This window comes from Streptomyces sp. NPDC031379 (assembly GCF_055569615.1).
In genome coordinates, this window is the sequence record NZ_JBVIIT010000008.1 from 20,381 (window position 1) to 44,258 (window position 23,878).

Sequence of the window (23,878 nt, forward strand, 5' to 3'; positions counted from 1 at the left end):
TCATATCGACCTACTGTGCTCACGGATCCCACGTACGGCCTCGTCCGGAGGTGTCCTCCTTGCCCAGCCCGCCTCGGTCCCCCTCCCCCGCCGCCGAAAGCGGGGGAGACGCCCCCAGGCCGCAGCGCCGCCCGCGGCCGCCCCGCCGGGCGCCGCGCCCGCCCGAGCGGCCCGTGCGTCCCGTGCGTCCCGTGCGTCCCGTGCGGTCCGTGCGGCCCGTCCGGCCGCCCAAGCGGCCGCGCTGGGCCATGCGGGCGGTCACCACGCTGTCCGTGGTGGTGTTGGCCTCCGCCGGCATCGGGCACGCCGTAGTCACCAGCCTGGACTCGGGTATCGCCCGGATCGACGCCTTCAAGGACATGAAGAACCGGCCCCGCGCCGGACACGGCATGAACGTGCTGCTGGTCGGCACCGACGGCCGCGACAAGGTCAGCGAGCAGGATCGGCGCGCCTACCGGCTCGGCGGCGAGCCCTGCCACTGCACCGACACGATGATGATCGTGCACATCTCGCAGGACCGGGAGCGGGCCACCGTGGTGAGCCTGCCGCGCGACTCCTACGCCGACGCGCCCGCGCACCTGGACCAGAACACCGGCCGGCGCCACGGCCCGCACCCGATCAAGCTCAACGCGGCCTACGCCGAGGGCGGCCCCCAGCTGACCATCCGCACGGTCGAGAACATGACCCATGTGAAGATCGACCACTATCTGGAGATCGACTTCACCAGCTTCATGCGGACGGTGGACGTGCTCGGCGGGGTGCGGGTCTGCACGCCGACGCCGCTGAAGGACGCGTACACCGGGCTCGACCTCGCGCCCGGCACGCACACCCTCAGGGGCGGGCAGGCGCTGCAGTACGTGCGGGCCCGGCACCTCGACGGGGCGAGCGACCTGGGCCGGATGAAGCGGCAGCAGCGGTTCCTGGCCGCGCTGATCGAGAAGGCCACCTCCTCCGGGGTGCTGCTGAACCCGATCAGGTTCCGGGACGTGACCCGGGCGGTGCTCGGCTCGGTCCGTGCCGACGAGGGCTTCGGCACCGACGAACTGCTGGACCTGGGCCGCGCGATGCGGAACTTCTCCCCGTCGTCCTCGGAGTTCACCACCGTCCCCATCGGGCAGATGAACTTCCAGGTCAAGGGCATCGGCTCGACCCTGAAATGGGATCCGGCCAAGACGGACCGGCTCTTCGGCTCCCTGCGCGACGACAAGCCGCTCGCCGCGGACCGCCCGCGCCGCGGCCCCGTCGCCGCGCCGGTGGAGGTGGATCCACGGCACATCCGGGTCCTGGTGGCGAACGGCACCGGCACCGTCGGGCTCGCCAAGCGGGTGGACGCGGCGCTCGCGGCGACCGGCTTCGCCACCACCCACCAGCCGGTGACCGCGCCCGCCCATGTGCCGCGCACGGTGATCTCCTACGACCCCCGGTGGGACAGCTCCGCCCGCTCCCTGGCCGTGGCGCTGCCCGGCAGCGAGCTGCGCGCGGTGCCGGGCCAGGGGCCGCTGCTGAAGGTGACGGTCGGGGCCGGCTTCAAGGAGGTGCTCAAGGTGCGGTTCGAGGACCCCGGACAGCCGGAGGAGAGCGTGGTGCGGGGCAACGAGGTGGTGTGCCCCGGGGACGCGTAGCCGAGGGCCGGGCGGGCCGGGCGCGTCACGAGGCGCAGTTCACCTGGTCCGCCGTCGTCTTGCGCACGGTCGGGGCCTTCGCCGGGCCGGTGAGCGGTATGCCCGCGCCCTTGAAGTCGGCGCCGAGCCTGAGCACCATCGCGGGCAGTCCCTGGGCGTTGGTCTCGCTCTTGCCCGGCTGCAGCGCGGACGCCGGAAGTCCCATGAGGTCCGCCAGCTCGCGGGCCTGGGCTGCCTGGGCGGGCGCGTACCGCAGGGTCGTCTTCTTCTGGGACGCGCCGGCGTTGCCCAGCTGGCTCGACTTGGTCACGCCCTTCTCGGTCTGCAGCCAGGCCAGCGTCGTCTGGGCGGAGCCGCCGGGCGCGCCCGCGTTGTAGAGGTCGACCCGGACGTCGCCGGGAGCGGAGCGGGTGCCCTTGAGCTTGGCGGACTCCTGCTCCTTCCGCTTCTTCTTCACCTCGGTGAAAGAGGTGTCGTCCTTGATCGTGGCGAAGATCTGCGCCGCGGGCTGCTCGTCCTCGATCACCGTCTTGTGGATCTTGCCGTCGGCGGGGTTGTCCTTGACCGGCAGGGTGAGGAAGGAGATGTTCTTCGACGGCACCTTCTTCAGCTCCAGGGCCACGTCCTTGAGGGTGCCGATGTGGCCGATGCCCTTGTCCACGGTGAGTGCCTTGGTGGCCGTCTCCGCGAGGCCCATGAGCTTGCGGGGGCTGGTCAGCGTGTCGTCGGACTTCATCTTGCGGAACAGGGAACCGAGGAACTGCTGCTGGACCTTGATGCGGTCCAGGTCGCCGAAGTTGCCCCAGCTGTACCGGGTGCGGACGAAGGCCAGGGCCTGTTCGCCCTCGATCTTCTGCGGTCCGGCGCCCAGTTTCAGGTGTGACTTCTCGTCGTTCACGGCGTGCGCGAGGCAGACGTCGACGCCGCCCACGGCCGAGGTGAGCGTCTTCACCGCGTTGAAGTCGGCCATCATGAAGTGGTCGACCTTGAGCCCGTCGCCGAGCTGCTCGACCGCCCGGACCGTGCAGCCGGGGTCGCGGCCCAGCTGGCCGAGGCTGGTGTTGAACCGTACGCCCCGGGTGCCCGGAATGGTCTTGAGCGAGTGGTCGGGCTGCCGGGTCGGGCAGTCGGGTATGTCGGTGATCAGGTCCCGGGGGATGCTGAGCGCGGTGGCGTTCGTCCGGTCCTCGGACACGTGCAGCAGGATCGTGGTGTCCGCGTGGCCGAGGCTGCCCACGTCGCCGTAGCCGGAGTCGCCCTTGCCCTGGCGCTTGTCGGTGCCGATCACCAGGATGTTGAACGCCTTGTCCTTGCTGAAGGAGTCACTCGTGGCGCCCGCGGTGTCGGTCGTGGTGATGTTGCCGTCGAGATGCTTGAGGTAGAGGTAGACGGTGCCCGCGCCGGCGACCAGGACGAACGCCAGGGTGCCGCCGGTCCACAGCAGAATCCTTTTTCCCCGGGACTTCTTCTTCGCCTTGCGCGGCCTGTGGCCCGTCCCACGGCGATGGCCCGGTGCGGCGGGCTCCCCCGAGGGCTCCCCGGAGGGCTCCGGCGCCGAGCGGGGCCCGGGCACGGTGGGCCGCGCGGCGGAGGTGTCCGGCTGCCGCAGCTCGTACTCACCCGTGCGCGGGTTCAGCACCCACTGGTCCGCGGGATCGATGTCGTCGCCACTGCCACGGCCCGGTGTGTCCACGCCTCTGCCCCCCCGTCGGGGCCACGCGCCGAACGCCCCGGTCCGCTCTCCATCTGCCGTACGGTGAGCGGCCGCGCGGCCACCCACCGGATCGCACACACTATCCGCACAGTTCTCAAACCGGAGCCCTGCGTGATACTTCCCACTTCCGTACAACCCCCCTGAAGACAAGGGAAGTTGCTAGTCCTCGAAGCCCTCGGCCGCGCGCTTCTCACGCAGTTCGCGGATCGCGCGGCGGCGGGCCAGACGGTGGGTGCGGCGGATCTGGGCCTCCTGGCAACGGCGGCGGTCGCGCTCGGTCTCCGGCACCACCGGCGGCACCCGGCGCGGCTTTCCGTCGGCGTCGACGGCCGCGAAGACCAGGTAGGCCGAGCCGACCTGGGTGGCCGGGGCCGACTCGTTCCAGCGCTCGGCGAGCACCCGGACGCCGATCTCCATCGAGGTCCGGCCGGTCCAGTTCACCTGTGCCTTCACATGGACCAGGTCACCGACGCGGACCGGCTCCAGGAACGCCATCTCGTCCATGGACGCGGTGACGGCGGGGCCGCCGGAGTGCCGGCCGGCCACCGCGCCCGCCGCGTCGTCGACGAGCTTCATGATCACACCGCCGTGCACCGACCCCAGGAGGTTGGTGTCGTTGTGGGTCATGATGTGGCTGAGGGTGGTGCGCGAGGCGGACGTGGGCTTGCCCGGGATGTCCGGTTCCATGTCCGTGGCCTGGTCTGTCATGCCCTCCACCTTATGCCGAAGCGACATTCGCGGAATTTGTGTCAGCTTCGCAACAGCGCCGCCCTGATTTTCCGACATCCCTTGTAAGGCGCAGGGCACCGCCCTGCACACTGGGGCGCATGAATGACTGGCCCGAGGGATGGTCCGACGACAACCGCGGCTCGCGCTACGGGCGCGGCAGCGCCGGCGCGCAGCCGGAAGGCGCCCGCGTGATGCGTCAGGTGCGGCGCGGCCCGGCGGTACCGCCCGGGCAGCGCTCCGGGTACGGCACCCCCGGCCCGTCGGCACCGCCGTACGGCGCCGGTGTCCCGCAGCAGCCGTCCTACGTCGACGGCCAGGGATACGACGACGGCGCCGGCTACGGCGAGTACGACAGCGGCTACAACACGGGCCAGGTCTACGGCGGCCAGGGGCCGGGCGGCCCGGAGGGCGGGCCCACCCGGGCGCCGCGTCCCGCGCCGAACTGGCGGCGCCGGATCAAGTGGACGGCGATCACGCTGGCGACCGTGATGGTCGTCACGTCCGTGGCGACGTACTTCTGGGCCGACTCCAAGCTGCGCCGCGAGGTCGACCTGTCGAAGGTCATCGACCGGCCGGAGGCGGGCGACGGCACGAACTACCTGATCGTCGGCTCGGACAGCCGTGAGGGCATGTCCAAGGAGGACGAGAAGAAGCTGCATACCGGGGGCGCCGAGGGCAAGCGCACGGACTCGATGATGATCCTGCACGTCGGCGACAGCGGCGACACCCTGATCTCCCTGCCGCGTGACTCGGACGTGGTGGTTCCGTCGTACGAGGGCTCGACGTCCGGGAAGGTCTACCCGGCGCAGGGCCGGCACGCCAAGCTCAACGCGACCTACGCCGAGGACGGGCCGACGCTGCTGGTCCGAACGATCGAGGCCAACACCGGCCTGCACATCGACCACTACGTGGAGATCGGCTTCCAGGGCTTCGCGAACATAGTGGACTCGGTCGGCGGAGTCGAGATCGACATCGACAAGGGCTTCAAGGACAAGTGGTCGGGCGCCGACTTCGAGGCCGGCAAGCAGACCCTGAACGGCCAGCAGGCCCTCGCCTTCGTCCGCACCCGGCACGCGTTCGCCGCCTCGGACCTGCAGCGCACCAAGAACCAGCAGAAGTTCCTGGCCGCCCTGGCCCACCAGGTGGCCACCCCCTCGACGATCCTGAACCCCTTCAAGTTCTATCCGACCATGGGCGCGGGTCTGGACTCCCTGATCGTCGACAAGGACATGGGCCTGTGGGACCTGGCCTCGATGTTCTGGGCGATGAAGGGTGTGAGCGGTGGTGACGGCACGTCCATGAACATGCCGATCTCCGGCTCCTCGGGCGGCAACCTCGTCTGGGACAAGGCGAAGGTGAAGACCCTCGTGAACGAGCTGAACAACGACGAGAAGGTCACCGTCTCCGGCAACTGACGCTTCCGCGGACGGCGTTCAAGGGCACCCGTGCGGGTGCCCTTGACGCGTGTCCCGGCGGGGCCGGGGTCACATGGTGGCGCCCGCCATCGTGCGGCAGGTCTCGGCGCAGCGGCGACACGCCTCGGCACAGCGCATCATCAGCTGGTCGTCCGGCATGGACATACACGCCTCGGCGCACATGTCACAGACCTTCGCGCAGAGCATGCACATCTCGCCGGCCATGGGCGAGCGCCGCATCATCATGTCGGCGCACATGCGGGTCGTCTCGGAACAGTCCATGACCGCGCGCATGACCTGCATCTGTGCCTGGCCGCCCTGCTGCATGCAGGAGCTCATGGTCTCCTCGCACGTGTTGTGGCAGTTCATGCAGGCCTCGATGCACTCCTGCATCTGCGGGGTGAGGGCAGGCATCATTCCGGACTGGGTCATGGCTCCTCCTCGGAGGCGGTGAGGCCCGGGGCGGGCCCCGTGTGCTTCCGTCCTACGTCCGGTGCCGCCGCCCCGCATGTCGGCCTACGGCTTCCGGCCCACCCCGGCACAGCGGGCTCCGCGCGCGCCGTCCCCGGGGCGGAGTGCGCCGGAACACGAAGAAGGCGCCCCGTGGGGCGCCTTCCGAAGGACCGCGAGGGTGGGGGCCGTTACGGCAGGTTGCGGGCCATCACGATCCGCTGGACCTGGTTGGTGCCCTCGTAGATCTGGGTGATCTTGGCGTCGCGCATCATGCGCTCGACCGGGTAGTCGCGGGTGTAGCCGTAGCCGCCGAGGAGCTGGACGGCGTCGGTGGTGACCTCCATCGCCACGTCCGAGGCGAAGCACTTGGCGGCCGCGCCCTGGAAGGTGAGGTCGCTGTCGCCGCGCTCGGAGGCCGCCGCGGCCTGGTACGTCAGGGCGCGGGCGGCGGCGATCTTCATGGCCATGTCGGCGAGCATGAACTGGATGCCCTGGAAGTCGGCGATCGGCTTGCCGAACTGCTTGCGCTCCTGGACATAGCCCTTGGCGTAGTCGAGGGCGCCCTGGGCGACACCGAGCGCCTGGGCGGCGATGGTGATGCGGGTGTGGTCCAGGGTCTTCATCGCGGTGGCGAAGCCGGTGCCCTCCTCGCCGATCATGCGGTCGGCGGGGATGCGGACGTTGTCGAAGTAGACCTCGCGGGTCGGGGAGCCCTTGATGCCGAGCTTCTTCTCCGGCGCGCCGAAGGAGACGCCCTCGTCCGACTTCTCCACGACGAAGGCGGAGATGCCCTTGGTGCGCTTGGCCGGGTCGGTGACGGCCATCACCGTGTAGTACTCGGACACGCCCGCGTTGGTGATCCAGCGCTTCACGCCGTTGAGGACCCAGTGGTCGCCGTCGCGGACCGCCTTGGTCTTCATGCCGCCCGCGTCCGAGCCCGCCTCCGGCTCGGACAGGCAGTACGAGAACATCGCGTCGCCCTTGGCCAGCGGGGCCAGGTACTTCTTCTTCAGGTCCTCGGAGCCGGAGAGGATCACCGGGAGCGAGCCCAGCTTGTTCACGGCCGGGATCAGGGAGGAGGAGACGCAGGCGCGGGCCACCTCCTCGATCACGATGACCGTGGCGAGCGCGTCGGCACCGGCGCCGCCGTACTCCTCGGGGACGTGCACGGCGTGCAGGTCGTTGGCCACGAGGGCGTCCAGCGCCTCCTGGGGGAAGCGGGCCTCCTCGTCCACAGCGGCGGCGTACGGCGCGATCTTCGCCTCGACCAGCGAGCGGACGGCGTCCCGGAGCATGTCGTGCTCCTCGGACGGGCGGTACAGGTCGAAGTCAGCCGATCCGGCCACGGTCTCTCACGCTCCAAAGACGCAGTGATACTGACGCTAATTACCGTTAAGTAACTCAAATTTTAAAGGGCTGCCGGGGACACGCCTACGTGAGCTACGCGACAGCGGAAAAGCTGCCCGGCGCCTTGCCCGACTATGCTCAGGCACCGCACGAGAGAGTCCCCGAGCTGGAGCGCACCCATGAGCCTGAAGATCACCGTGATCGGCACCGGCTATCTCGGCGCCACCCACGCCGCGGCCATGGCCGAGCTGGGCTTCGAGGTACTGGGGCTCGACGTCGTACCCGAGAAGATCGCCATGCTGGAGCGCGGCGAGACCCCGATGTTCGAGCCGGGGCTGGAGGAGCTGCTGCGCCGGCATGTGGCCGGCATCGAGGGGTCCTCGGGGCGGCTGCGGTTCACCACGGACTGGGCCGAGGTCGGCGCCTTCGGCGATGTGCACTTCGTGTGCGTGAACACCCCGCAGAAGCACGGCGAGTACGCCTGCGACATGTCGTACGTCGACTCCGCCATCGCCTCTCTCGCCCCGCATCTGCACGGCCCGGCCCTGGTGGTCGGCAAGTCGACGGTGCCGGTGGGCTCGGCCGACCGGCTGGCCGCCTACCTCGCCGAGCACGCGCCGGCCGGCGGGGACGCCGAGCTCGCCTGGAACCCGGAGTTCCTGCGCGAGGGCTTCGCCGTCCAGGACACCTTGCACCCGGACCGGATCGTGGCCGGGGTGCGCGGCGGGCAGGCCGAGAAGCTGCTGCGCGAGGTGTACGCCACCCCGATCGGGGAGGGCACGCCGTTCGTCGTGACCGACTTCCCGACCGCGGAGCTGGTGAAGACCGCGGCGAACTCCTTCCTCGCGACCAAGATCTCTTTCATCAACGCGATGGCGGAGGTGTGCGAGGCCGGGGGCGGCGACGTGGCGAAGCTGGCGGAGGCCATCGGGCACGACGACCGGATCGGGAAGAAGTTCCTGCGCGCCGGGATCGGTTTCGGCGGTGGCTGTCTGCCCAAGGACATCCGGGCGTTCATGGCCCGGGCCGGCGAGCTGGGCGCGGACCAGGCGCTGACCTTCCTGCGGGAGATCGACTCCATCAACATGCGCCGGCGCGGCCAGATGGTCGAGATGGCCCGGGAGGCGCTCGGCGGCGGCTCCTTCCTCGGCAAGCGGGTCGCGGTGCTCGGTGCCACCTTCAAGCCCGACTCCGACGACGTCCGCGACTCGCCCGCGCTGAACGTGGCCGGCCAGATCCACCTCCAGGGCGGCCAGGTCACCGTGTACGACCCGAAGGGCATGGACAACGCGCGCAGGGTCTTCCCGACCCTGGGCTACGCCGACTCGGCGCTTGCGGCCGTCCGGGGCGCGGACATCGTGCTGCACCTGACCGAGTGGCGGGAGTTCCGCGAGCTGGACCCGGCGGCGCTCGGCGGGGCGGTGGCGGCCCGGGTGATCCTGGACGGGCGCAACGCCCTCGACCCGGAGCTGTGGCGGCGGGCGGGCTGGACGTACCGGGCGATGGGGCGCCCCACCGCGTAGACACGGGGACTGGCGACGCCGGTTCGGCCGAGGCTCAGTCGGCCGAACCGGCGTCTTTCCGCATTCTGCCCCAAGCGGCCGCCCGTCACGGCCCCTTCGCCCGGTACCGGCGCATCTTGGCGCGGGCCCCGCACACCTGCATCGAGCACCAGCGGCCGCGTCCGGCGGGGCTGCGGTCGTAGTACGCCCAGTGGCAGGTCTCGGCCGCGCAGGCCTTCAGCCGGGTCCAGGTGCCCGCGACCAGCGCCTCGGCGACGGCGGCGGCGACCCGGGAGAGCAGCGGGCCGTCGGCGGCGGGGGCGAGGGCCGCGGAGCCGTCGCGGTCGTCGACACGGACGTACAGCGGGGCGCGGGCCAGCAGGGTGCCGAGCGGGGTGACCGTCCGGTGCGGTGGGTGCCCGGCGTGGGCGAGCAGCGCGGCCCGCAGCGACTCCCGCAGTTCCCGGGCGTCGTCCAGTGCGGCCTCCGTGATCCCGAAGCGGACGCGGCCCTCGGCACGGTCCAGCGAGTCGGCACCCGTCTCGACGTCCAGGGTGTTGACCAGGGACTCGATCAGGGCCAGGCCGCCGGGAGCGGCCGATCTCTCGCTCATGCTTGCGACGTTACCCCTTATGCGGGAGCATGCAGTAACCGTTACCGGTTACCCGCCTTCAGCGGTAACCGCAGTAGGTGCGTCTCGAGGAGGTAGTCATGGCTCTCGCCAAGCTCGGTGTCGTGGTCCTGGACTGTCCCGATCCCCGTGCGCTGGCCGGCTTCTACGCCGGGGTGCTGGGCGCAACGGTGGAGGGCGACGACGCGTGGGTGGACCTGAAGGTGCCCGGCGGCCCCGCGCTGGCCTTCCAGCGGGCGCCCGGGTTCGTGCCGCCGAAGTGGCCCGCACCGGACGGCTCGCAGCAGTTCCACCTGGACCTGGTGGTGGAGGACCTGGACACGGCGGAGAAGGGGGTGCTGGAGCTGGGTGCGCGGCCCCTCGACACCGAGGACCGCGAGCGCGGTTTCCGTGTCTACGCCGACCCGGCGGGGCACCCGTTCTGCCTCTGCGCCTGCTGAACCGTCCATGAGGAGGACACCATGGCGTCCGTGGCCCGTTTCCGTTCCGTCGTGCTCGACTGCCCCGATCCGCACGCGCTGGCCGGCTTCTACGCGGCGGTGGCCGGAGGCACTCCGCAGGCCGAGGACGACGACTGGGTGGTGCTGAAGGTTCCGGACGGGCCGCGACTGGCCTTCCAGCGGGCCGAGGGACACACCCCGCCGCAGTGGCCGCGGGCGGACCGCAACGGCCAGCAGTTCCACCTCGACTTCGACGGGGGACGGACCTGGGCGGAGATCGACGCGGCGCACGAGCGGGTGCTGGCGCTGGGCGCCCGCCCGCTGGACCTGGAGGACCGCGAGAAGAAGGACTTCCAGGTGTACGCCGACCCGGCCGGGCACCCGTTCTGCCTGTGCCGGATCGATCACCCCTGACGGCGGCTCGGGCTCAGCCGTCGAGTTCGGTGATCCGCGCCGTCGACGCCTCCCGGCGCTGCTGTGCGGCGCGGGCCGTGAAGTCCGCGCTGCGCAGCACCCGCTGCACATTGCCCCAGGTCAGCAGGGCCAGCTCGGACACGGACCAGCCGCGCCGGAGCAGCTCGGCGATCAGGTGCGGATAGCGGGAGGCGTCGGCGAGCACGCCGAGCCGGTTCATCTCACGGACGACCTCCTCCCCGAACCGGGTCAGCCCCCGCTCGCCCGCCCAGGCGGTACCCGCGAGGGTGAGCACGCGCAGCCCGAGGGCGTGCAGGACGCGCAGGATGCCGAGGGAGTCGTCGAGCGCGGCACCGTGCGCGGGGCCGAGGAGCACGGCGGCCCGGCCGCAGTTGCGGGCGTTGATGACCTGCCCGGCGGTGCGCACCAGGCGCAGGCCCTCCGGGTGGCCGTCGATCACCGTGCGCACCTGGTCCAGCTGTTCCAGGGTGTCCGCCACCGTGCGGTCGCCGCCGGGTCCCCCGGGCGGGTGCAGGGAGCAGAAGAGCACGGCCACATGGCCCTCGCGCAGCCGGGGCACGTCCGTGTCGACGGCCGCCTCGCCCAGCTCCAGGTCGTACCAGGGCAGATGGCGCAGGGCCCGGGGCAGGCCGCTGAAGCCGTCGGCGACCGGGTGGGCCGCGAGCAGGGCGTGCGCCCGCACCAGGTCCTCACCGGCCGAGGCACGGGACTCCGCGGAAGGGGGGCGTCCCCGCTCGAACGAGGTCGGGAGCGGAGGAGGAACGGCCCGCAGGCCGTCGTCGTCGCCGACCTCGGTCGTGGCGGGGATGTCTTCCTGGAGGTCGGCCATGGGCAGGCCCCGTACGTCGTGGGCTACGAAGGTCGTGAGCTACGTCGTGATGTGGCTGGCGTGTCGCCACGTTCGCACGGAGGGCCGGGAGAGTTCCCGGTGAGTGGGGCGTTCGGGGGTACTCCGGTCAGGCCTCGCGGGCCGTTCGGATCACCTCGTCCAGGGTGTCCCGGGACCGCTGGAGGTCGGCGATCATGCGGTCGATGCGGTCGCGTTCGGCACCGAGGTCGGCGACCAGCCTGGGGGTGGCGATGGCGGAGGGACCGCCGTCGCGGTCGCGCATGCAGGGCAGCAGCTGCCGGATCTTCTCGCTGTGCAGCCCGGCCGCGTACAGTTCCTGGATCCGGATGACCCGGTCGACGGCCGCCTCCGGGTAGTCCCGGTGTCCGCCGGGGGTGCGCTCGGCCGCGAGGAGCCCCTGGGTCTCGTAGTAGCGCAGCGACCGCTCGCTCACGCCCGTGCGCCGGGCCAGTTCACCGATCCGCATGCCGACCTCCGTCGCCGGGCTTGAATCTGACGTCAATGTCAGGTTCTAGCGTACGGGCATGACGCAGACAACGGACTTCCTGGCCCCGGCCCGGCTCGGCCGGCTGGCGCTCCCCAACCATCTCGTGATGGCCCCGCTCACCCGCAACCGCGCGGAGGCCGACGGCACCCCGGCCCCGCTCATGGTCACCCACTACGCCCAGCGGGCCTCGGCCGGCCTGATCGTCGCCGAGGGGTCGACGCCGAACCCGGTCGGGCAGACGTACCCGGACATCACCGCGATCCACACCGACCGGCACGTGGCCGGCTGGCGGCAGGTCACCGACGCGGTGCGCGCGGCCGGCGGACGGATGTTCCTCCAGCTCCAGCACGGCGGACGGGTCAGCCATCCGGCGACCACGGGACTGGTCCCCGTCGCGCCCTCCCCGGTCCCGCTGCCGGAGACGATCTTCACGCCGGGCGGTCACCGGCCGCCCGCCGTCCCGCGGGAGATGACGGCGGACGACATCCGGACCACGATCGCCGACTTCGCCGCCGCCGCACGCCGGGCGGTCGAGGCGGGTTTCGAGGGCGTCGAGGTGCACTCGGCCAACGGGATGCTGCTGCACCAGTTCCTCGCGGACAACACCAACCGCCGCACGGACGCCTACGGCGGCTCCGTCGAGCGGCGCGTGCGGTTCGCGGCGGAGGTGACCGAGGCGGTGGCCGACGCGATCGGCGCCGACCGGGTGGGCATACGCATCTCGCCCGCGAGCACCGTCAACGGCGTCCGGGAGGACGACACCGCCGGCCTCTACGCCGCGCTCCTGGGCCGGCTGAAGGACCTGGGCCTCGCCTATCTGCACCTGGTGCGCTCCGACCCGGAGACCGACTGGTACCGGCGGATCCGAGCGGACTGGCCCGGCGTCCTGATCGGCAACCCGGACCTGACCGACCTCACCACCGAGGCGGTCACCCGGGCCGCCCGGGACATGCTGGCGGCCGGCGCCGACCTGGTGGCGCTCGGCCGGCCGTTCCTCGCCAACCCGGACCTGGTCGAGCGGCTGCGCGTCGGCGCACCGCTCAACCCGGTCCGGGACCGGTACTTCATGTACGTGGGCGGGGCCGACGGCTACAACGACTACCCCACCCTCGGCGGGCTGCCCGGTCAGGCGGCGCCGTCGTCGAGGGACTCGATCGTGGCGTTGGACGGGGCACGCGTGGCCTGAAGGTCACGGGCCACGTCCTCCGCCGCGCCCAGCACCCGCACCGCGTTCTGCCAGGTCAGCTTGGCCAGGTCGGCCGTGGACCAGCCGCGCTCCAGCAGCTCGGCGAGCAGGTTCGGGTAGCCGGAGACGTCGTCCAGGCCGTCCGGGGTGAACGCGGTGCCGTCGTAGTCGCCGCCGATGCCCAGGTGGTCGATGCCGGCCACCTCGCGCATGTGGTCCAGGTGGTCCGCGACCGTGGACACCGTGGCGACCGGGCGCGGGTTGCGCTCCTCGAAGGCGCGGTGGATCTTCATCGCCTCGGGGCTGGTGTCCAGGTGGTGCAGGCCGTGCGCGCGCATGTTCTCGTCGGCCGCGGCCGTCCAGTCCACGGCCGCCTGGAGCACGAACTTCGGCACGAACGTCACCATCGCCATGCCGCCGTTGGCGGGCAGGCGCTCCAGGACGTCGTCGGGGATGTTGCGCGGGTGGTCGCACACCGCCCGCGAGGAGGAGTGCGAGAAGATCACCGGCGCGGTGGTGGCGTCCAGCGCGTCCCGCATCGTCGTCGCCGCCACGTGCGAGAGGTCGACGAGCATGCCGAGCCGGTTCATCTCACCGACGACCTCGCGGCCGAAGGCGGACAGGCCGCCCACGTTCGGCTCGTCGGTCGCGGAATCCGCCCAGGCCACGTTGTCGTTGTGGGTGAGCGTCATGTACCGCACACCGAGCGCGTACAGGCCGCGCAGCGTGCCCAGGGAGTTGGCGATGGAGTGGCCGCCCTCGGCGCCCGTCAGGGAGGCGATACGGCCGTCCCGGCGGGCCTGCTCCATGTCGGCGGCCGTCAGCGCGGCCCGCAGCTCGGCGGGGTGCCGCTCGATCAGCTGCCGTACGCAGTCGATCTGCTCCAGCGTGGCCGGCACCGCGTCCGGCAGGTCCGAGCGCACGTACACCGACCAGTACTGCGCCCCGACCCCGCCCGCCCGCAGCCGCGGGATGTCGGTGTGCAGATGGGCGTCCTGGCGTACGGCGATGTCGCGGGCGTCGAGGTCGTAGCGGACCTGTTCGCGCAGCGCCCACGGCAGGTCGTTGTGGCCGTCGACGACCGGGAACTCGCGCAGCAGCGCCCGGGCCGCGTCCAGCGAGGCCGACGAGGTCATCGGCGTCACTTCCCGAAGCCGAAGCCGCTCGCGCCCTCGACCTTGGAGCGCAGCCGCTTGCCCTTCTCGGTGGCCTGGTCGTTGAGGTCCTGCTGGAAGTCGCGCATCTTCTGCAGCAGCTCCTCGTCGTGCGCGGCGAGCATGCGGGCCGCGAGGAGTCCCGCGTTGCGGGCACCGGCGACGGAGACGGTGGCGACCGGGACACCGGCGGGCATCTGCACGATCGACAGCAGGGAGTCCATGCCGTCCAGGTACTTCAGCGGGACCGGGACGCCGATGACCGGCAGCGGGGTCACGGAGGCGAGCATGCCCGGCAGGTGGGCCGCGCCGCCCGCACCGGCGATGATCGCCTTCAGACCGCGGTCGGCGGCCTGCTCGCCGTACGTGATCATCTCGCGCGGCATACGGTGCGCGGAGACCACGTCGACCTCGTAGGCGATCTCGAACTCGTCGAGGGCCTTGGCGGCGGCCTCCATGACGGGCCAGTCGGAGTCCGACCCCATGACAATGCCTACGACCGGGCTCATTCGGTGATCGTCCCTCTCAGGTAGCCGGCTGCGTGACGGGCGCGCTCCAGCACGTCGTCCAGGTCGTCGCCGTAGGTGTTGACGTGGCCGACCTTGCGGCCGGGCTTCACGTCCTTGCCGTACATGTGGATCTTGAGCTTGGGGTCGCGGGCCATGCAGTGCAAGTACGCGGAGTACATGTCGGGGTAGTCGCCGCCCAGGACGTTGACCATGACCGTCCACGGGGCGCGCGGACGCGGGTCGCCGAGCGGGAGGTCCAGGACCGCCCGGACGTGGTTGGCGAACTGGGAGGTGATCGCGCCGTCCTGGGTCCAGTGACCGGAGTTGTGCGGGCGCATCGCCAGCTCGTTGACGAGGATGCGGCCGTCGCGGGTGTGGAACAGCTCGACGGCGAGATGCCCGACGACGCCGAGTTCCTTGGCGATGGTCAGGGCCATCCGCTCGGCGTGCAGGGCCAGGTCCTCGTCCAGGTCGGGCGCGGGCGCGATGACGGTGTCGCACACGCCGTTCACCTGCTGCGACTCCACCACCGGGTAGGCGACGGCCTGGCCGTGCGGGGAGCGTACGACGTTGGCGGCCAGCTCGCGGACGTAGTCGACCTTCTCCTCGGCGAGGACCGGCACGCCCGCCTTGAACGGGTCGGCGGCCTCCTCCACGGAGTCGACGACCCACACGCCCTTGCCGTCGTAGCCGCCGCGGACGGTCTTCAGGACGACGGGGAAGCCGTCCCCTTCCGCCGCGAAGGCCGCCACGTCCTGCGGATCGCTCACGATCCGGTGCCGCGGGCACGGGATGCCGATCGCGTCGAGCCTCGCGCGCATCACGCCCTTGTCCTGGGCGTGCACCAGCGCGTCGGGCCCCGGGCGCACGGGGATGCCGTCCGCCTCCAGGGCCTTGAGGTGCTCGGTGGGTACATGTTCGTGATCGAAGGTGATCACATCGCAACCGCGCGCGAACTCACGCAGCGTGTCCAGATCGCGATAGTCGCCGATGACGACATCGCTCACGACCTGGGCCGCGGAATCCTGAGGGGTGTCACTGAGGAGCTTGAACCTGATGCCCAACGGGATGCCCGCCTCGTGCGTCATACGCGCGAGCTGCCCCCCGCCGACCATGCCGACTACCGGGAACGTCACACCCCTAGCGTATCGGCCACGGCGGGGGCGGCAGGATCGCGTCCCCGCCGCGGCCTCTTACCCCGTGCTTTCCCGCCTCTTTCCGACCCGTTTCCGAGCCGTGGCCCGGTCCACAGGCGTCGGCGCGTCCGGCTGGATAGCATGGCGGGGTTGACGAAACCTACCGACGGGAGCTGCACAGCCATGGAACCTCGTTCCTCGGGGCTGCAACGGCTCGTACGCGAGGTGGCCAAGTTCGGCGCCGTCGGCGGCGCCGGCGTCCTTGTCAACCTCGGCGTGTTCAACCTGGTCCGGCACGTCTCCGACCTGCCGGTGGTACGCGCCAGCATCATCGCGACCATCGTCGCGATCGTCTTCAACTACGTCGGCTTCCGTTACTGGACGTACCGGGACCGCGACAAGAGCGGCCGCACCAAGGAACTCACGCTGTTCCTGCTGTTCAGCGCGATCGGCCTGGTGATCGAGAACGGCGTGCTGTACCTGGCGACCTACGGCTTCGGCTGGGACAGCCCGCTGCAGAGCAACGTCTCCAAGTTCGTCGGCATCGGCGTCGCGACCCTGTTCCGGTTCTGGTCGTACCGCACCTGGGTGTTCCGGGCGCTGCCGGCCCGGGAGGCGGAGTCGATCCTGGCGGCCGAGGCGAACAGGCCGGCACCGGACAAGCCCACGTCGAAGCAGCGCGTTCCGTAGGGACCGTCGGCGGACCGTCGCCGCCCTCCCCTTCAGCGGACCGTCGGCTCCTCGTCCGACTTGCGGGCCGGGTGCGTGCGCGAGAGGAACAGACCGAACACCGGGGGCTGCGCCTGCAGCAGCTCCAGCCGCCCGCCGTCGGCCTCCGCGAGGTCTCGGGCGACGGCGAGACCGATCCCCGTGGAGTTCCGCCCGCTGATCGTGCGTTCGAAGATCCGCGCGCCGAGGTCGCCCGGAACTCCGGGGCCCTCGTCGGTGATCTCGATCACGGCCTGGTTGCCGGTGACCCGGGTGCGCAGGGCGACGGTGCCCCCGCCGTGCATCAGCGAGTTCTCGATCAGCGCGGCCAGCACCTGCGCGACCGCGCCCGGCGTGCCGACGGCCCGCAGATGCCGCTTGCCCGAGCTGACGATGGCCCGGCCGACACCGCGGTAGGCGGGCCGCCACTCGGCGAGCTGCTGCTGGATGACCTCGTCCAGGTCGAAGGAGACCGCGGAGCCGGTGCGCGGGTCGCGCGAGTTCGTCAGCAGCCGCTCCACCACGTCCGTCAGCCGCTCGACCTGCGTCAGCGCGATGGTCGCCTCTTCCTTCACCGTGTTCGGGTCGTCGGTGAGGGTGATCTCCTCGAGCCGCATGGACAGGGCGGTCAGCGGCGTACGGAGCTGGTGGGAGGCGTCCGCCGCGAGGCGCCGCTCGGCGGTCAGCATGCGTCCGATCCGCTCGGCGGAGGAGTCCAGCACATCGGCGACCCGGTCCAGCTCGGGGACGCCGTAGCGCTTGTGCCGTGGGCGCGGATCGCCGGAGCCGAGGCGTTCGGCGGTCTCGGCGAGGTCGGTCAGGGGGGAGGCGAGCCGGTTGGCCTGCCGGACGGCGAGCAGCACGGCCGCGACCACCGCGAGCAGCGCGACCAACCCGATGATCAGTAGGGTCCGGCCGACCTCACGGGTCACCGAGGAGCGTGGCTCCTGCACGAGGACCGTCTCGCCCTCCTCGCCGCGCTGCGTGGCGTGGATGACGTCGCCCTGCGGCTTGGTGCCGATCTCGATCGGCGCCTTGCCGGGCATGCTGATCAGGACGTACTGGTCCTCGCTGACCGGATTGCGCAGCACGTTCGCGTTGACGTTCTCCGCGGCGAGGATCCGGCTGTCCACGATGCTGGCCAGCCGCACCGCCTCGGACTCCACCCGCTCCTGGGCGCTGTTGCTGATCGTCCGCGTCTCGACGATCACGAGCGAGAGGCCGAAGACCGCGATCACCACGAGGACGACGGCGAGGGTGGACTGGATGAGACGACGACGCACTGGGCCCTCCGGGCAACGGCTTACGACGACCAGTGTGCCTTGCCGGCCGGTCGCCCCGGGCGCGGGCGATCGCCCCCAGGGGCGCGCGGGGCGGCCCCCTGGGGGGCCTAACTCTTCTCGAACCGGAACCCGACCCCGCGCACCGTCGCGATGTACCGGGGGTTCGCCGCGTCGTCACCGAGCTTCTTGCGCAGCCACGAGATGTGCATGTCCAGTGTCTTGGTCGACGACCACCAGGTGGTGTCCCAGACCTCACGCATCAGCTGGTCCCGTGTCACGACCCGGCCGGCGTCCCGCACGAGGACCCGCAGCAGGTCGAACTCCTTCGCCGTGAGCTGGAGTTCCTCGTCACCCATCCACGCGCGGTGCGACTCGACGTCGATCCGCACGCCGTGTGTGGCCGGCGGCTGCTGCGGCTCGGCGGAGCCGCGGCGCAGCAGGGCCCGCACCCGGGCGAGCAGTTCGGCGAGCCGGAAGGGCTTGGTGACGTAGTCGTCGGCGCCCGCGTCCAGGCCGACGACGGTGTCCACCTCGTCGGCCCGCGCGGTCAGGATGAGGATCGGCACGGTGTGACCGTCGGCGCGCAGCCGGCGGGCGACCTCCAGGCCGTCCATGCCGGGCAGGCCCAGATCCAGCACGACCAGATCGACGCCGCCCTGCATTCCGGCGTCGAGCGCGGCGGGTCCGTCCTCGCGCACCTCGACCTCGTAACCTTCCCGGCGCAGGGCGCGGGCCAGCGGCTCCGAGATGGACGCGTCGTCCTCGGCGAGCAGTACACGGGTCATGAGGTGATGGTAGACCGCCCGCGCGGAGTGCTGGGGTGTGATCGGTTCCAGGGATTCTTACCTTCGCGACCTGCTGGTACGAACCATTGACCTGGGGATGCGATCGTAGGAAGGACCTTCGAAACGGGTCCCACGGTTCCCCCGACACCTGTGATCCGCGTCTCAAGTCCTTCCATATCCGGCACTGTCCTGCCGTATGGTGACCTGAACGCCTGTAGTACACCGGGGACCTTTGGCGAGCACTTGACGCTGAAGGTCTTCTTTGTGTGCGGGCTGGTCCAGACCAGCCTTGAAAGGAATGACCTCTGGCCGGGCTCCGGACGCAGTGACGCGTCCCGGGCGTGGATCCCGGTGGTCGCCGTCCACCGCTGCGCGATCCGGAGCGGACTCCCCCTGGGCGTGGGGGTGGACGACCGACCCTGCCGGTGCCGGCCGACACCCCCACCGGGCGCGCAACGCTCCACCGCGCGTCCCGATCAGCAAGGAACGACCATGGCGTCCAGCCTGACGAAGGACTCGGTCCGCCCGGGCACCCCCGGTTCCGAGAAGACCTTCTTCGGCCACCCCCGCGGACTGGCCACTCTCTTCATGACCGAGATGTGGGAGCGCTTCAGCTTCTACGGCATGAGGGCCCTGCTCGTCGTGTACCTGCTCTCCGGCGGCCCCGACGCCAAGAAGGGCAGCATGGGCGGCGGCCTGGGCATGGACCTGGCCACCACCACGGCGATCTACTCGGTGTACCTGTCGATGGTGTACCTGCTCGCCATGCCCGGCGGCTGGCTGGGTGACCGTGTCTGGGGTCCCCGCAAGACCGTCGCCATCGCGGCTGTCACGATCATGGCCGGTCACCTGGTGCTGGCGCTGCCCGGCGGACAGGCGCCCTTCTTCGCCGGCCTGGGGCTGGTGGCGCTCGGCTCCGGCCTGCTGAAGGCCAACATCTCCACCATGGTCGGCCACCTCTACAACGGTCCGGACGACCCGCGCCGTGACGGTGGCTTCACGATCTTCTACATGGGCATCAACATGGGTGCCTTCTTCGCGCCGCTGATCATCGGCACGGTCGGCCAGGAGGTCAACTGGCACCTCGGCTTCGGCCTCGCCGCGGTCGGCATGGCCATCGGTCTCGCCGCGTTCCTGCTCGGCACCCGCAACCTGAGCCCGCAGAGCAGCGTCGTCCCGAAGCCGCTGGCGGCCGAGGAGCGCGCCGTCTGGCTGCGCAAGGGCCTGACCTGGCTGGCCGTCGCCGCCGTCTTCTACGGCATCGTCGGCTTCACCGGCCACTTCACCCTGAACTGGGCGATGATCCCGCTGACCGTGATCGGTCTGATCATCCCGGCCGGCGTGCTGCTGCGCATCAAGCGCGACAAGGACCTGTCGGCCGTCGAGCAGTCCAAGATGACGGGCTACATCTGGTTCTTCGTGGCCGCCGCCGTCTTCTGGATGATCTACGACCAGGGCGGTTCCACCGTCCAGGCCTTCGGCGAGAACAAGGCCGCCGGTTCGCTGTTCGGCCTCGACTTCCCGTCCTCCTGGTACCAGTCGCTGAACCCGGTCTTCATCATGGCGCTGGCTCCGGTCTTCGCCTGGATCTGGCTGTGGCTGGCCCGCAAGGGCAAGGAGCCGAGCACGGTCGCGAAGTTCGCCGCCGCCCTGTTCTTCATCGGCGTCTCGTTCTTCTTCTTCCTGCTGCCGCTGGGCATGGCGTCCGACGGCACGAAGGTCAGCCCGATGTGGCTGGTGGGCATCTACCTGATCCAGACGGTGGGCGAGCTGTGCCTGTCGCCGGTCGGCCTGTCGGTGACCACGAAGATGGCTCCGGCCAAGTACGCCAGCCAGATGATGGGTGTCTGGTTCCTCGCGGTCACCGCGGGCGACTCCGTCACCAGCCTGCTGTCCAACCCGGCCATCGCCGGCGTCGACCTCAGCGGGTCCGGCGCGGTCCTGGTGGAGGCGGTCCTCGCCGCCGTCGCGGGTGTCGCGGTCTACATGTACCGCCGCAACGTGAAGTCGCTGATGGGCGACGTCCACTGACCTGACCCCAGGCTCCGGGAGGGCCACCGCGTCATCGGACGCGGTGGCCCTCTTCGTGTGCGCGCGCAGCTACCGCGTCCGCCGACCCGGCAGGAACGTGAACACCGCGCCGCCCAGCAGGATCGCCGTGCCCGCCACCAGTCCCAGGGCCTTGAGCCCGCCGTGGTCGCTCGCGCCGGTCTCGGCTAGGCCGCCCGAACCGCTGCCGCTTGCGCTGTCGCTACCGCCGGACGATCCGGCCGACGACGATCCGCCGGAGGTCGAGGTGCCGCCCGAGGCACCGCCCGGCTGCTGGGTGGTGTCCAGGGTGAGGGAGACCGCCGTCTTCGTCGGCGTGCACGTCGTGGTCGTACCGAGCGCCTTGACCGTCAGGACGCCCGGGGACAGGGTCGAGCTGCCGCTCGCGCCGGGCTTGTAGGTGCCGGTGAGGTCGGGGATCTCGATCGGGTCGCCCGACTTGATGGGAGCCGCGTTCGCCGGGCCCTCCACATGCACCGTGCCCTTGTCGGAGCCGCCCAGCACCACCTCCATGGACGGTTTCACGGAGTCCTTGGGGATGTCGGCGGGGCTGTCCATGACCGACTTCTTGAACTTCACGGTGAGGTCGTAGCTCCCCCCGTTCTTCCTGGCGTCGATCTGCACCGGCGAGGTCGCGTTCTTGTCCCCGATCGGGGTCTTGCAGGCGTAGGGGATCTGCACCTCCTTGCCGGTGAAGTCGGTCTGGCCGGTGCCGCCCGTCGCCGTGGCGGTGGGGGTGTGCGTCGGAGTCGCCGAGCCGGTCGGCGTCGCCGGCCCGGTGGGCGTCGCGGTGGATGTACCGCCGCCCGCCGTCACCTGGATCGTCGCCGCCTTCTGCACGGTCTCCTTCGGCGTGCACTTGGTGTCGGTGGACATCGCGTTGACGGTGTACGCGTCCGGCGTCAGCGTCACCTCGCCGGCGGCGGTCAGCTTCAGGGTGCCCTTCATGTCGGAGAGCACCATGGCGCCGCCCTTGGGGATCGCGGGGTTCTCCCGCGGTCCCTGCATCGCGAGGTCGGCGGTCTGTGCGCCGGCCGCCTTCAGGACGCCGGAGGGCTGGACCGAGTTCGCGGGCAGGTCGATGATGTCGGGGTTCTTGGAGGCGGCCTGGACGAACTTCCACACGACGTCCACCGTGTCGCCGACCTTCGCCGTGGCGGGCGCGGTGATCTCGACCTGCGTCGTACCGTCGACGGGATCGATGCCCGCGGGCGGCACGCAGTGGGTGGCGAACGACACCTGCGCCGCCTGCGCGGGCACCGCGGCCAGGCCCAGCAGGACGCCCGCACCGCTCAGCGCCAGCGCGGCGCCCGCCGCGGTCAGCCGGTGCGCTCCGGCCGGTGTGCCTCTCCTTCGCATGCTCACGTGGGTCCCTTCAGGTGGGAGTCGTAGGACTCGTCGGGCTGTCGTCGTGCGGTGCGGAGAGCCGGCCGGCCGGGCCGCCCGGAGCGGAGTCCGGGTCGAACCACGGCAGGGTCGGGGTCGTGGGGGGCGTGGGTTGCCGGGTCCGGGAGCGGGGCAGCCGCGGGGCGGGCCGGGGCAGCCGCGGACGGCTCACCCCGCCCGGACGGGCCCCGGCCGGGCGGGGACGGCTCGTCCCGCCCGGGAGGCGCGGCCGCACCCGGTCCACCACGGCCATGCCGATGCGGAACAGGGCGACGGGTACGACCAGGCAGAGCAGCAGCCAGAACAGCGTCACGCCCCACGGGCGGCCCACGCCCCACGGCTGCTCGGCGAGGACCCGGCCGTCGTACTTCAGGGACACGGTGTAGTCGCCGTGCGCCCCGGCCGACAGCTCGACCGGCAGCTTGATCTGCGCCTTCTTTCCGGGCGCGAGGGTGCCGTGCCACTGCCGGTCGTCCCACTGCGGGGCGAAGACGCCGTGCGCGGTGCCGACCTGGAAGACCGGGTCCCTGACCGGGCTCGTGCCGGTGTTGCCGACGGTGAGGACGAGGGTCCGGCCGGGCGGGGCCCCGAACCAGGTGAGGAAGCCGCTGGAGCCGGTCAGCCGGGTGTCGGACAGCACCGCCAGCCGGCCGCCGGAGCGCTCGGCGGGGAGCGGGGCGACGGGATGCCCGGCGACCTGGAGGACGGCGTCCGCCTCGGCCTTGGCGCCGGTGACGGTGGCCACGTGCACCACGCAGGGGCAGGGCACGGGCGGTTCGGCGACGGGGAGGGTGCGGCTGAAGGCGCCCCGGGAGTCGGTCGTCACGGCCCGGCCGTCGCCGTTGGCGCAGGAGTTGGTGCCGCCGACGACGCCCCGGGACGGCGTGGCCCGCCCGCAGACCAGCATCATCAGCAGGGTGCGCGGCCGCCATCCGGTGCCGCCGACGGTGACCGAACCGCCGGTCCCGGCCTGCTTCGCCGACAGTTTCACGACCGGCCCGTCCGCGGCGGCCACCGGGCCCGCGAGGGCCGCCAGCAGCAGCGCGAGCACCCCTGCCGCCGCCACGGGCAGCCGCAGGATCCGCAGGATGCCGCTCACTTCACCGCCCCTTCCGTCGACTCCGCGCTCGAACGAGGGGACGCGCCCGCGGCGGAGCCTGCGCGGGCGGCGTCCGCCGGGCCGGCGTCCGCCGTACGGCTCCCCCGCCGTCGTACGACGATCACGGTGCCCGCCCCCATGGCCACCGCGCCGGCCATGCCCGCCGGCACGCCCCACGGCACGAACCGCGCGGACGCGGTCGCCGTGTCGTGCGCTCCGCCCGGTGCGGTGACCGTCAGCCGCACGTCGACGGCGTCCAACGCGGGCCGGTCCGGCCAGGGCTCGGTGAGCTTCAGCCGGGCGCCCGGGCGCAGCCGGACGGGGAGGACGCGCGCGGGACGGTCCAGCACCCGGCCGAGGACTCCGTCCGCGCGCACCGCGAGCCTCGGCACGAGGACGGTGGTACCGCGGTTGACCAGCTCGTAGGTGAGCCGGTCCGGGTGGACGGACAGGTGCTCGACGGTCAGCGCGGCGAGCGCCGGGCCGGCGACGCGCAGCCGCAGCCGCACGGTCGCCGTGCGGCCGTCGGCACCGCGCGCGACGATCGCGCCGGAGCGGTCGCCGGGATCGGCCCCGGACGGAACGGTCACCGTGAACGGCACGTCGGCGCGGGTGCGGGCGGGGACGCGCAGGTCCTCGTCGGCGAAGGCGACCCGGACACCGGTGCCGGACAGCCGTACGCGGACCGGCGTCCGCCCGGGGTTGGTGACGGACACCGTGTCCCGCAGGACCGTGCCGGGCGGGCCCTCGGCGTAGAGGGCCGGGCGGGCGCCGCCCGAGGGCGCGAGGGACCAGCCTCCGGCGGCACCGGCCCGGGGTGCCCCGCCCAGGAGAACGATCAGGGCGCTCAGGCACAGGGGCACGGACACGGCGGAGGATGGGGACAGGCGCCGGCGGCGGAGCGGAACACGGCTGGCGGACGACATGGGCGGCTCCAGCGGTCGTGGGCCGGGGGAGA

General features: G+C 71.6%; 23 protein-coding genes. 8 read left to right on the forward strand and 15 right to left on the reverse strand.

Translation table 11 applies throughout. The annotated features are described in order from the left end of the window. Window positions 1-59 precede the first annotated feature (59 nt). Window positions 60-1,622, forward strand: coding sequence for an LCP family protein (locus ACZ5CW_RS13395; RefSeq protein ID WP_468600641.1), 1,563 nt, complete (start codon window positions 60-62; stop codon window positions 1,620-1,622). Window positions 1,623-1,647: 25 nt separating this feature from the next. Here ACZ5CW_RS13395 and ACZ5CW_RS13400 read toward each other — a convergent pair whose 3' ends face one another. Then, window positions 1,648-3,315, reverse strand: a complete 1,668-nt coding sequence (locus ACZ5CW_RS13400; protein ID WP_468600643.1) for an LCP family protein — start codon at window positions 3,313-3,315, stop codon at window positions 1,648-1,650. A gap of 180 nt (window positions 3,316-3,495) precedes the next feature. Then, the gene (locus ACZ5CW_RS13405) at window positions 3,496-4,071 is read right to left on the reverse strand and encodes an acyl-CoA thioesterase (RefSeq protein WP_468600645.1); all 576 of its coding nucleotides are present in this window, start codon (window positions 4,069-4,071) and stop codon (window positions 3,496-3,498) included. A 92-nt stretch (window positions 4,072-4,163) separates the two neighbouring features. On the opposite strand from ACZ5CW_RS13405, the gene ACZ5CW_RS13410 reads away from it, so the two are divergent. Continuing rightward, window positions 4,164-5,480, forward strand: a complete 1,317-nt coding sequence (locus ACZ5CW_RS13410; RefSeq protein ID WP_468600647.1) for an LCP family protein — start codon at window positions 4,164-4,166, stop codon at window positions 5,478-5,480. Window positions 5,481-5,549: 69 nt separating this feature from the next. Here ACZ5CW_RS13410 and ACZ5CW_RS13415 read toward each other — a convergent pair whose 3' ends face one another. Next, window positions 5,550-5,912, reverse strand: a complete 363-nt coding sequence (locus ACZ5CW_RS13415) for a four-helix bundle copper-binding protein (protein WP_468600649.1) — start codon at window positions 5,910-5,912, stop codon at window positions 5,550-5,552. Between the two features lie 209 nt (window positions 5,913-6,121). After that, entirely contained in the window at window positions 6,122-7,279 is a 1,158-nt protein-coding gene (locus tag ACZ5CW_RS13420) for an acyl-CoA dehydrogenase (RefSeq protein WP_468600651.1), read from the reverse strand. 180 nt (window positions 7,280-7,459) lie between these two features. On the opposite strand from ACZ5CW_RS13420, the gene ACZ5CW_RS13425 reads away from it, so the two are divergent. Continuing rightward, complete coding sequence (locus ACZ5CW_RS13425) at window positions 7,460-8,803, forward strand: UDP-glucose dehydrogenase family protein (RefSeq protein WP_468600653.1); 1,344 nt, start codon at window positions 7,460-7,462, stop codon at window positions 8,801-8,803. A gap of 85 nt (window positions 8,804-8,888) precedes the next feature. Here the strand turns inward: ACZ5CW_RS13425 and ACZ5CW_RS13430 are convergent, their stop codons facing one another. Then, a complete protein-coding gene (locus tag ACZ5CW_RS13430; protein WP_468600655.1) occupies window positions 8,889-9,395 on the reverse strand; it encodes a CGNR zinc finger domain-containing protein in 507 nt (168 codons plus the stop codon). Window positions 9,396-9,493: 98 nt separating this feature from the next. Here ACZ5CW_RS13430 and ACZ5CW_RS13435 point away from each other — a divergent pair, with 98 nt between their 5' ends. Both ACZ5CW_RS13435 and ACZ5CW_RS13440 read left to right on the forward strand, forming a co-directional pair. Beyond that, window positions 9,494-9,853 carry a VOC family protein gene (locus ACZ5CW_RS13435; protein WP_468600657.1) on the forward strand — a complete coding sequence of 120 codons (360 nt, stop codon included), beginning with the start codon at window positions 9,494-9,496 and terminating at the stop codon, window positions 9,851-9,853. A gap of 21 nt (window positions 9,854-9,874) precedes the next feature. Beyond that, on the forward strand, window positions 9,875-10,267 hold the full coding sequence (locus ACZ5CW_RS13440) for a VOC family protein (RefSeq protein ID WP_468600659.1): 393 nt from the start codon (window positions 9,875-9,877) through the stop codon (window positions 10,265-10,267). A 13-nt stretch (window positions 10,268-10,280) separates the two neighbouring features. On the opposite strand, the gene ACZ5CW_RS13445 is transcribed toward ACZ5CW_RS13440, so the two are convergent. Next, window positions 10,281-11,117 carry a membrane dipeptidase gene (locus ACZ5CW_RS13445; protein WP_468600661.1) on the reverse strand — a complete coding sequence of 279 codons (837 nt, stop codon included), beginning with the start codon at window positions 11,115-11,117 and terminating at the stop codon, window positions 10,281-10,283. Between the two features lie 127 nt (window positions 11,118-11,244). Continuing rightward, a complete protein-coding gene (locus ACZ5CW_RS13450) occupies window positions 11,245-11,604 on the reverse strand; it encodes a MerR family transcriptional regulator (protein WP_468600663.1) in 360 nt (119 codons plus the stop codon). A 58-nt stretch (window positions 11,605-11,662) separates the two neighbouring features. Between ACZ5CW_RS13450 and ACZ5CW_RS13455 the strand changes: the two genes are divergently transcribed. Further along, window positions 11,663-12,811 carry an alkene reductase gene (locus ACZ5CW_RS13455; RefSeq protein ID WP_468600665.1) on the forward strand — a complete coding sequence of 383 codons (1,149 nt, stop codon included), beginning with the start codon at window positions 11,663-11,665 and terminating at the stop codon, window positions 12,809-12,811. Here the strand turns inward: ACZ5CW_RS13455 and ACZ5CW_RS13460 are convergent. Genes ACZ5CW_RS13460 through ACZ5CW_RS13470 form a run of 3 tightly spaced genes read right to left on the reverse strand, consistent with a single transcriptional unit; the run spans window position 12,751 to window position 15,610 of the window. Continuing rightward, window positions 12,751-13,947 (reverse strand): dipeptidase, encoded by a 1,197-nt coding sequence (locus tag ACZ5CW_RS13460; protein ID WP_468600667.1) that lies wholly within the window; start codon window positions 13,945-13,947, stop codon window positions 12,751-12,753. The genes ACZ5CW_RS13455 and ACZ5CW_RS13460 overlap by 61 nt on opposite strands. Window positions 13,948-13,952: 5 nt before the next feature. Next, the gene (gene purE, locus ACZ5CW_RS13465; RefSeq protein ID WP_467170614.1) at window positions 13,953-14,474 is read right to left on the reverse strand and encodes a 5-(carboxyamino)imidazole ribonucleotide mutase; all 522 of its coding nucleotides are present in this window, start codon (window positions 14,472-14,474) and stop codon (window positions 13,953-13,955) included. After that, on the reverse strand, window positions 14,471-15,610 hold the full coding sequence (locus ACZ5CW_RS13470) for a 5-(carboxyamino)imidazole ribonucleotide synthase (protein ID WP_468600669.1): 1,140 nt from the start codon (window positions 15,608-15,610) through the stop codon (window positions 14,471-14,473). Before ACZ5CW_RS13470 ends, purE begins: the two co-directional genes overlap by 4 nt. A gap of 183 nt (window positions 15,611-15,793) precedes the next feature. Between ACZ5CW_RS13470 and ACZ5CW_RS13475 the strand changes: the two genes are divergently transcribed. Then, the gene (locus ACZ5CW_RS13475) at window positions 15,794-16,300 is read left to right on the forward strand and encodes a GtrA family protein (RefSeq protein ID WP_468600671.1); all 507 of its coding nucleotides are present in this window, start codon (window positions 15,794-15,796) and stop codon (window positions 16,298-16,300) included. A gap of 32 nt (window positions 16,301-16,332) precedes the next feature. Here the strand turns inward: ACZ5CW_RS13475 and ACZ5CW_RS13480 are convergent, their stop codons facing one another. Together ACZ5CW_RS13480 and ACZ5CW_RS13485 are read right to left on the reverse strand one after the other, a co-directional pair. Beyond that, entirely contained in the window at window positions 16,333-17,601 is a 1,269-nt protein-coding gene (locus ACZ5CW_RS13480) for an ATP-binding protein (RefSeq protein WP_468600674.1), read from the reverse strand. A 107-nt stretch (window positions 17,602-17,708) separates the two neighbouring features. After that, window positions 17,709-18,386, reverse strand: coding sequence for a response regulator transcription factor (locus tag ACZ5CW_RS13485; protein ID WP_030615631.1), 678 nt, complete (start codon window positions 18,384-18,386; stop codon window positions 17,709-17,711). A gap of 492 nt (window positions 18,387-18,878) precedes the next feature. On the opposite strand from ACZ5CW_RS13485, the gene ACZ5CW_RS13490 reads away from it, so the two are divergent. Next, on the forward strand, window positions 18,879-20,417 hold the full coding sequence (locus ACZ5CW_RS13490; RefSeq protein WP_468600677.1) for a peptide MFS transporter: 1,539 nt from the start codon (window positions 18,879-18,881) through the stop codon (window positions 20,415-20,417). Between the two features lie 69 nt (window positions 20,418-20,486). Here ACZ5CW_RS13490 and ACZ5CW_RS13495 read toward each other — a convergent pair whose 3' ends face one another. From ACZ5CW_RS13495 to ACZ5CW_RS13505, 3 genes are read right to left on the reverse strand one after another with little or no spacing between them, the layout of a single operon-like run. After that, complete coding sequence (locus ACZ5CW_RS13495) at window positions 20,487-21,794, reverse strand: hypothetical protein (protein WP_468600679.1); 1,308 nt, start codon at window positions 21,792-21,794, stop codon at window positions 20,487-20,489. 16 nt (window positions 21,795-21,810) lie between these two features. Further along, window positions 21,811-22,920 (reverse strand): hypothetical protein, encoded by a 1,110-nt coding sequence (locus ACZ5CW_RS13500; RefSeq protein ID WP_468600681.1) that lies wholly within the window; start codon window positions 22,918-22,920, stop codon window positions 21,811-21,813. Then, window positions 22,917-23,789 carry a COG1470 family protein gene (locus ACZ5CW_RS13505; protein ID WP_468600683.1) on the reverse strand — a complete coding sequence of 291 codons (873 nt, stop codon included), beginning with the start codon at window positions 23,787-23,789 and terminating at the stop codon, window positions 22,917-22,919. The genes ACZ5CW_RS13500 and ACZ5CW_RS13505 overlap by 4 nt, the downstream gene beginning before the upstream one ends. Between the last annotated feature and the right edge of the window lie 89 nt (window positions 23,790-23,878).

Coding starts and splice junctions, on each gene's coding strand:
- purE (WP_467170614.1), bottom strand. CDS start 14,474: ATGAGCCCGGTCGTAGGCATTGTCATGGGGTCGGACTCCGACTGGCCC.
- ACZ5CW_RS13475 (WP_468600671.1), top strand. CDS start 15,794: ATGGAACCTCGTTCCTCGGGGCTGCAACGGCTCGTACGCGAGGTGGCC.
- ACZ5CW_RS13440 (WP_468600659.1), top strand. CDS start 9,875: ATGGCGTCCGTGGCCCGTTTCCGTTCCGTCGTGCTCGACTGCCCCGAT.
- ACZ5CW_RS13490 (WP_468600677.1), top strand. CDS start 18,879: ATGGCGTCCAGCCTGACGAAGGACTCGGTCCGCCCGGGCACCCCCGGT.
- ACZ5CW_RS13430 (WP_468600655.1), bottom strand. CDS start 9,395: ATGAGCGAGAGATCGGCCGCTCCCGGCGGCCTGGCCCTGATCGAGTCC.
- ACZ5CW_RS13445 (WP_468600661.1), bottom strand. CDS start 11,117: ATGGCCGACCTCCAGGAAGACATCCCCGCCACGACCGAGGTCGGCGAC.
- ACZ5CW_RS13425 (WP_468600653.1), top strand. CDS start 7,460: ATGAGCCTGAAGATCACCGTGATCGGCACCGGCTATCTCGGCGCCACC.
- ACZ5CW_RS13435 (WP_468600657.1), top strand. CDS start 9,494: ATGGCTCTCGCCAAGCTCGGTGTCGTGGTCCTGGACTGTCCCGATCCC.
- ACZ5CW_RS13450 (WP_468600663.1), bottom strand. CDS start 11,604: ATGCGGATCGGTGAACTGGCCCGGCGCACGGGCGTGAGCGAGCGGTCG.
- ACZ5CW_RS13415 (WP_468600649.1), bottom strand. CDS start 5,912: ATGACCCAGTCCGGAATGATGCCTGCCCTCACCCCGCAGATGCAGGAG.
- ACZ5CW_RS13405 (WP_468600645.1), bottom strand. CDS start 4,071: ATGTCGCTTCGGCATAAGGTGGAGGGCATGACAGACCAGGCCACGGAC.
- ACZ5CW_RS13455 (WP_468600665.1), top strand. CDS start 11,663: ATGACGCAGACAACGGACTTCCTGGCCCCGGCCCGGCTCGGCCGGCTG.
- ACZ5CW_RS13495 (WP_468600679.1), bottom strand. CDS start 21,794: ATGCGAAGGAGAGGCACACCGGCCGGAGCGCACCGGCTGACCGCGGCG.
- ACZ5CW_RS13460 (WP_468600667.1), bottom strand. CDS start 13,947: ATGACCTCGTCGGCCTCGCTGGACGCGGCCCGGGCGCTGCTGCGCGAG.
- ACZ5CW_RS13410 (WP_468600647.1), top strand. CDS start 4,164: ATGAATGACTGGCCCGAGGGATGGTCCGACGACAACCGCGGCTCGCGC.
- ACZ5CW_RS13485 (WP_030615631.1), bottom strand. CDS start 18,386: ATGACCCGTGTACTGCTCGCCGAGGACGACGCGTCCATCTCGGAGCCG.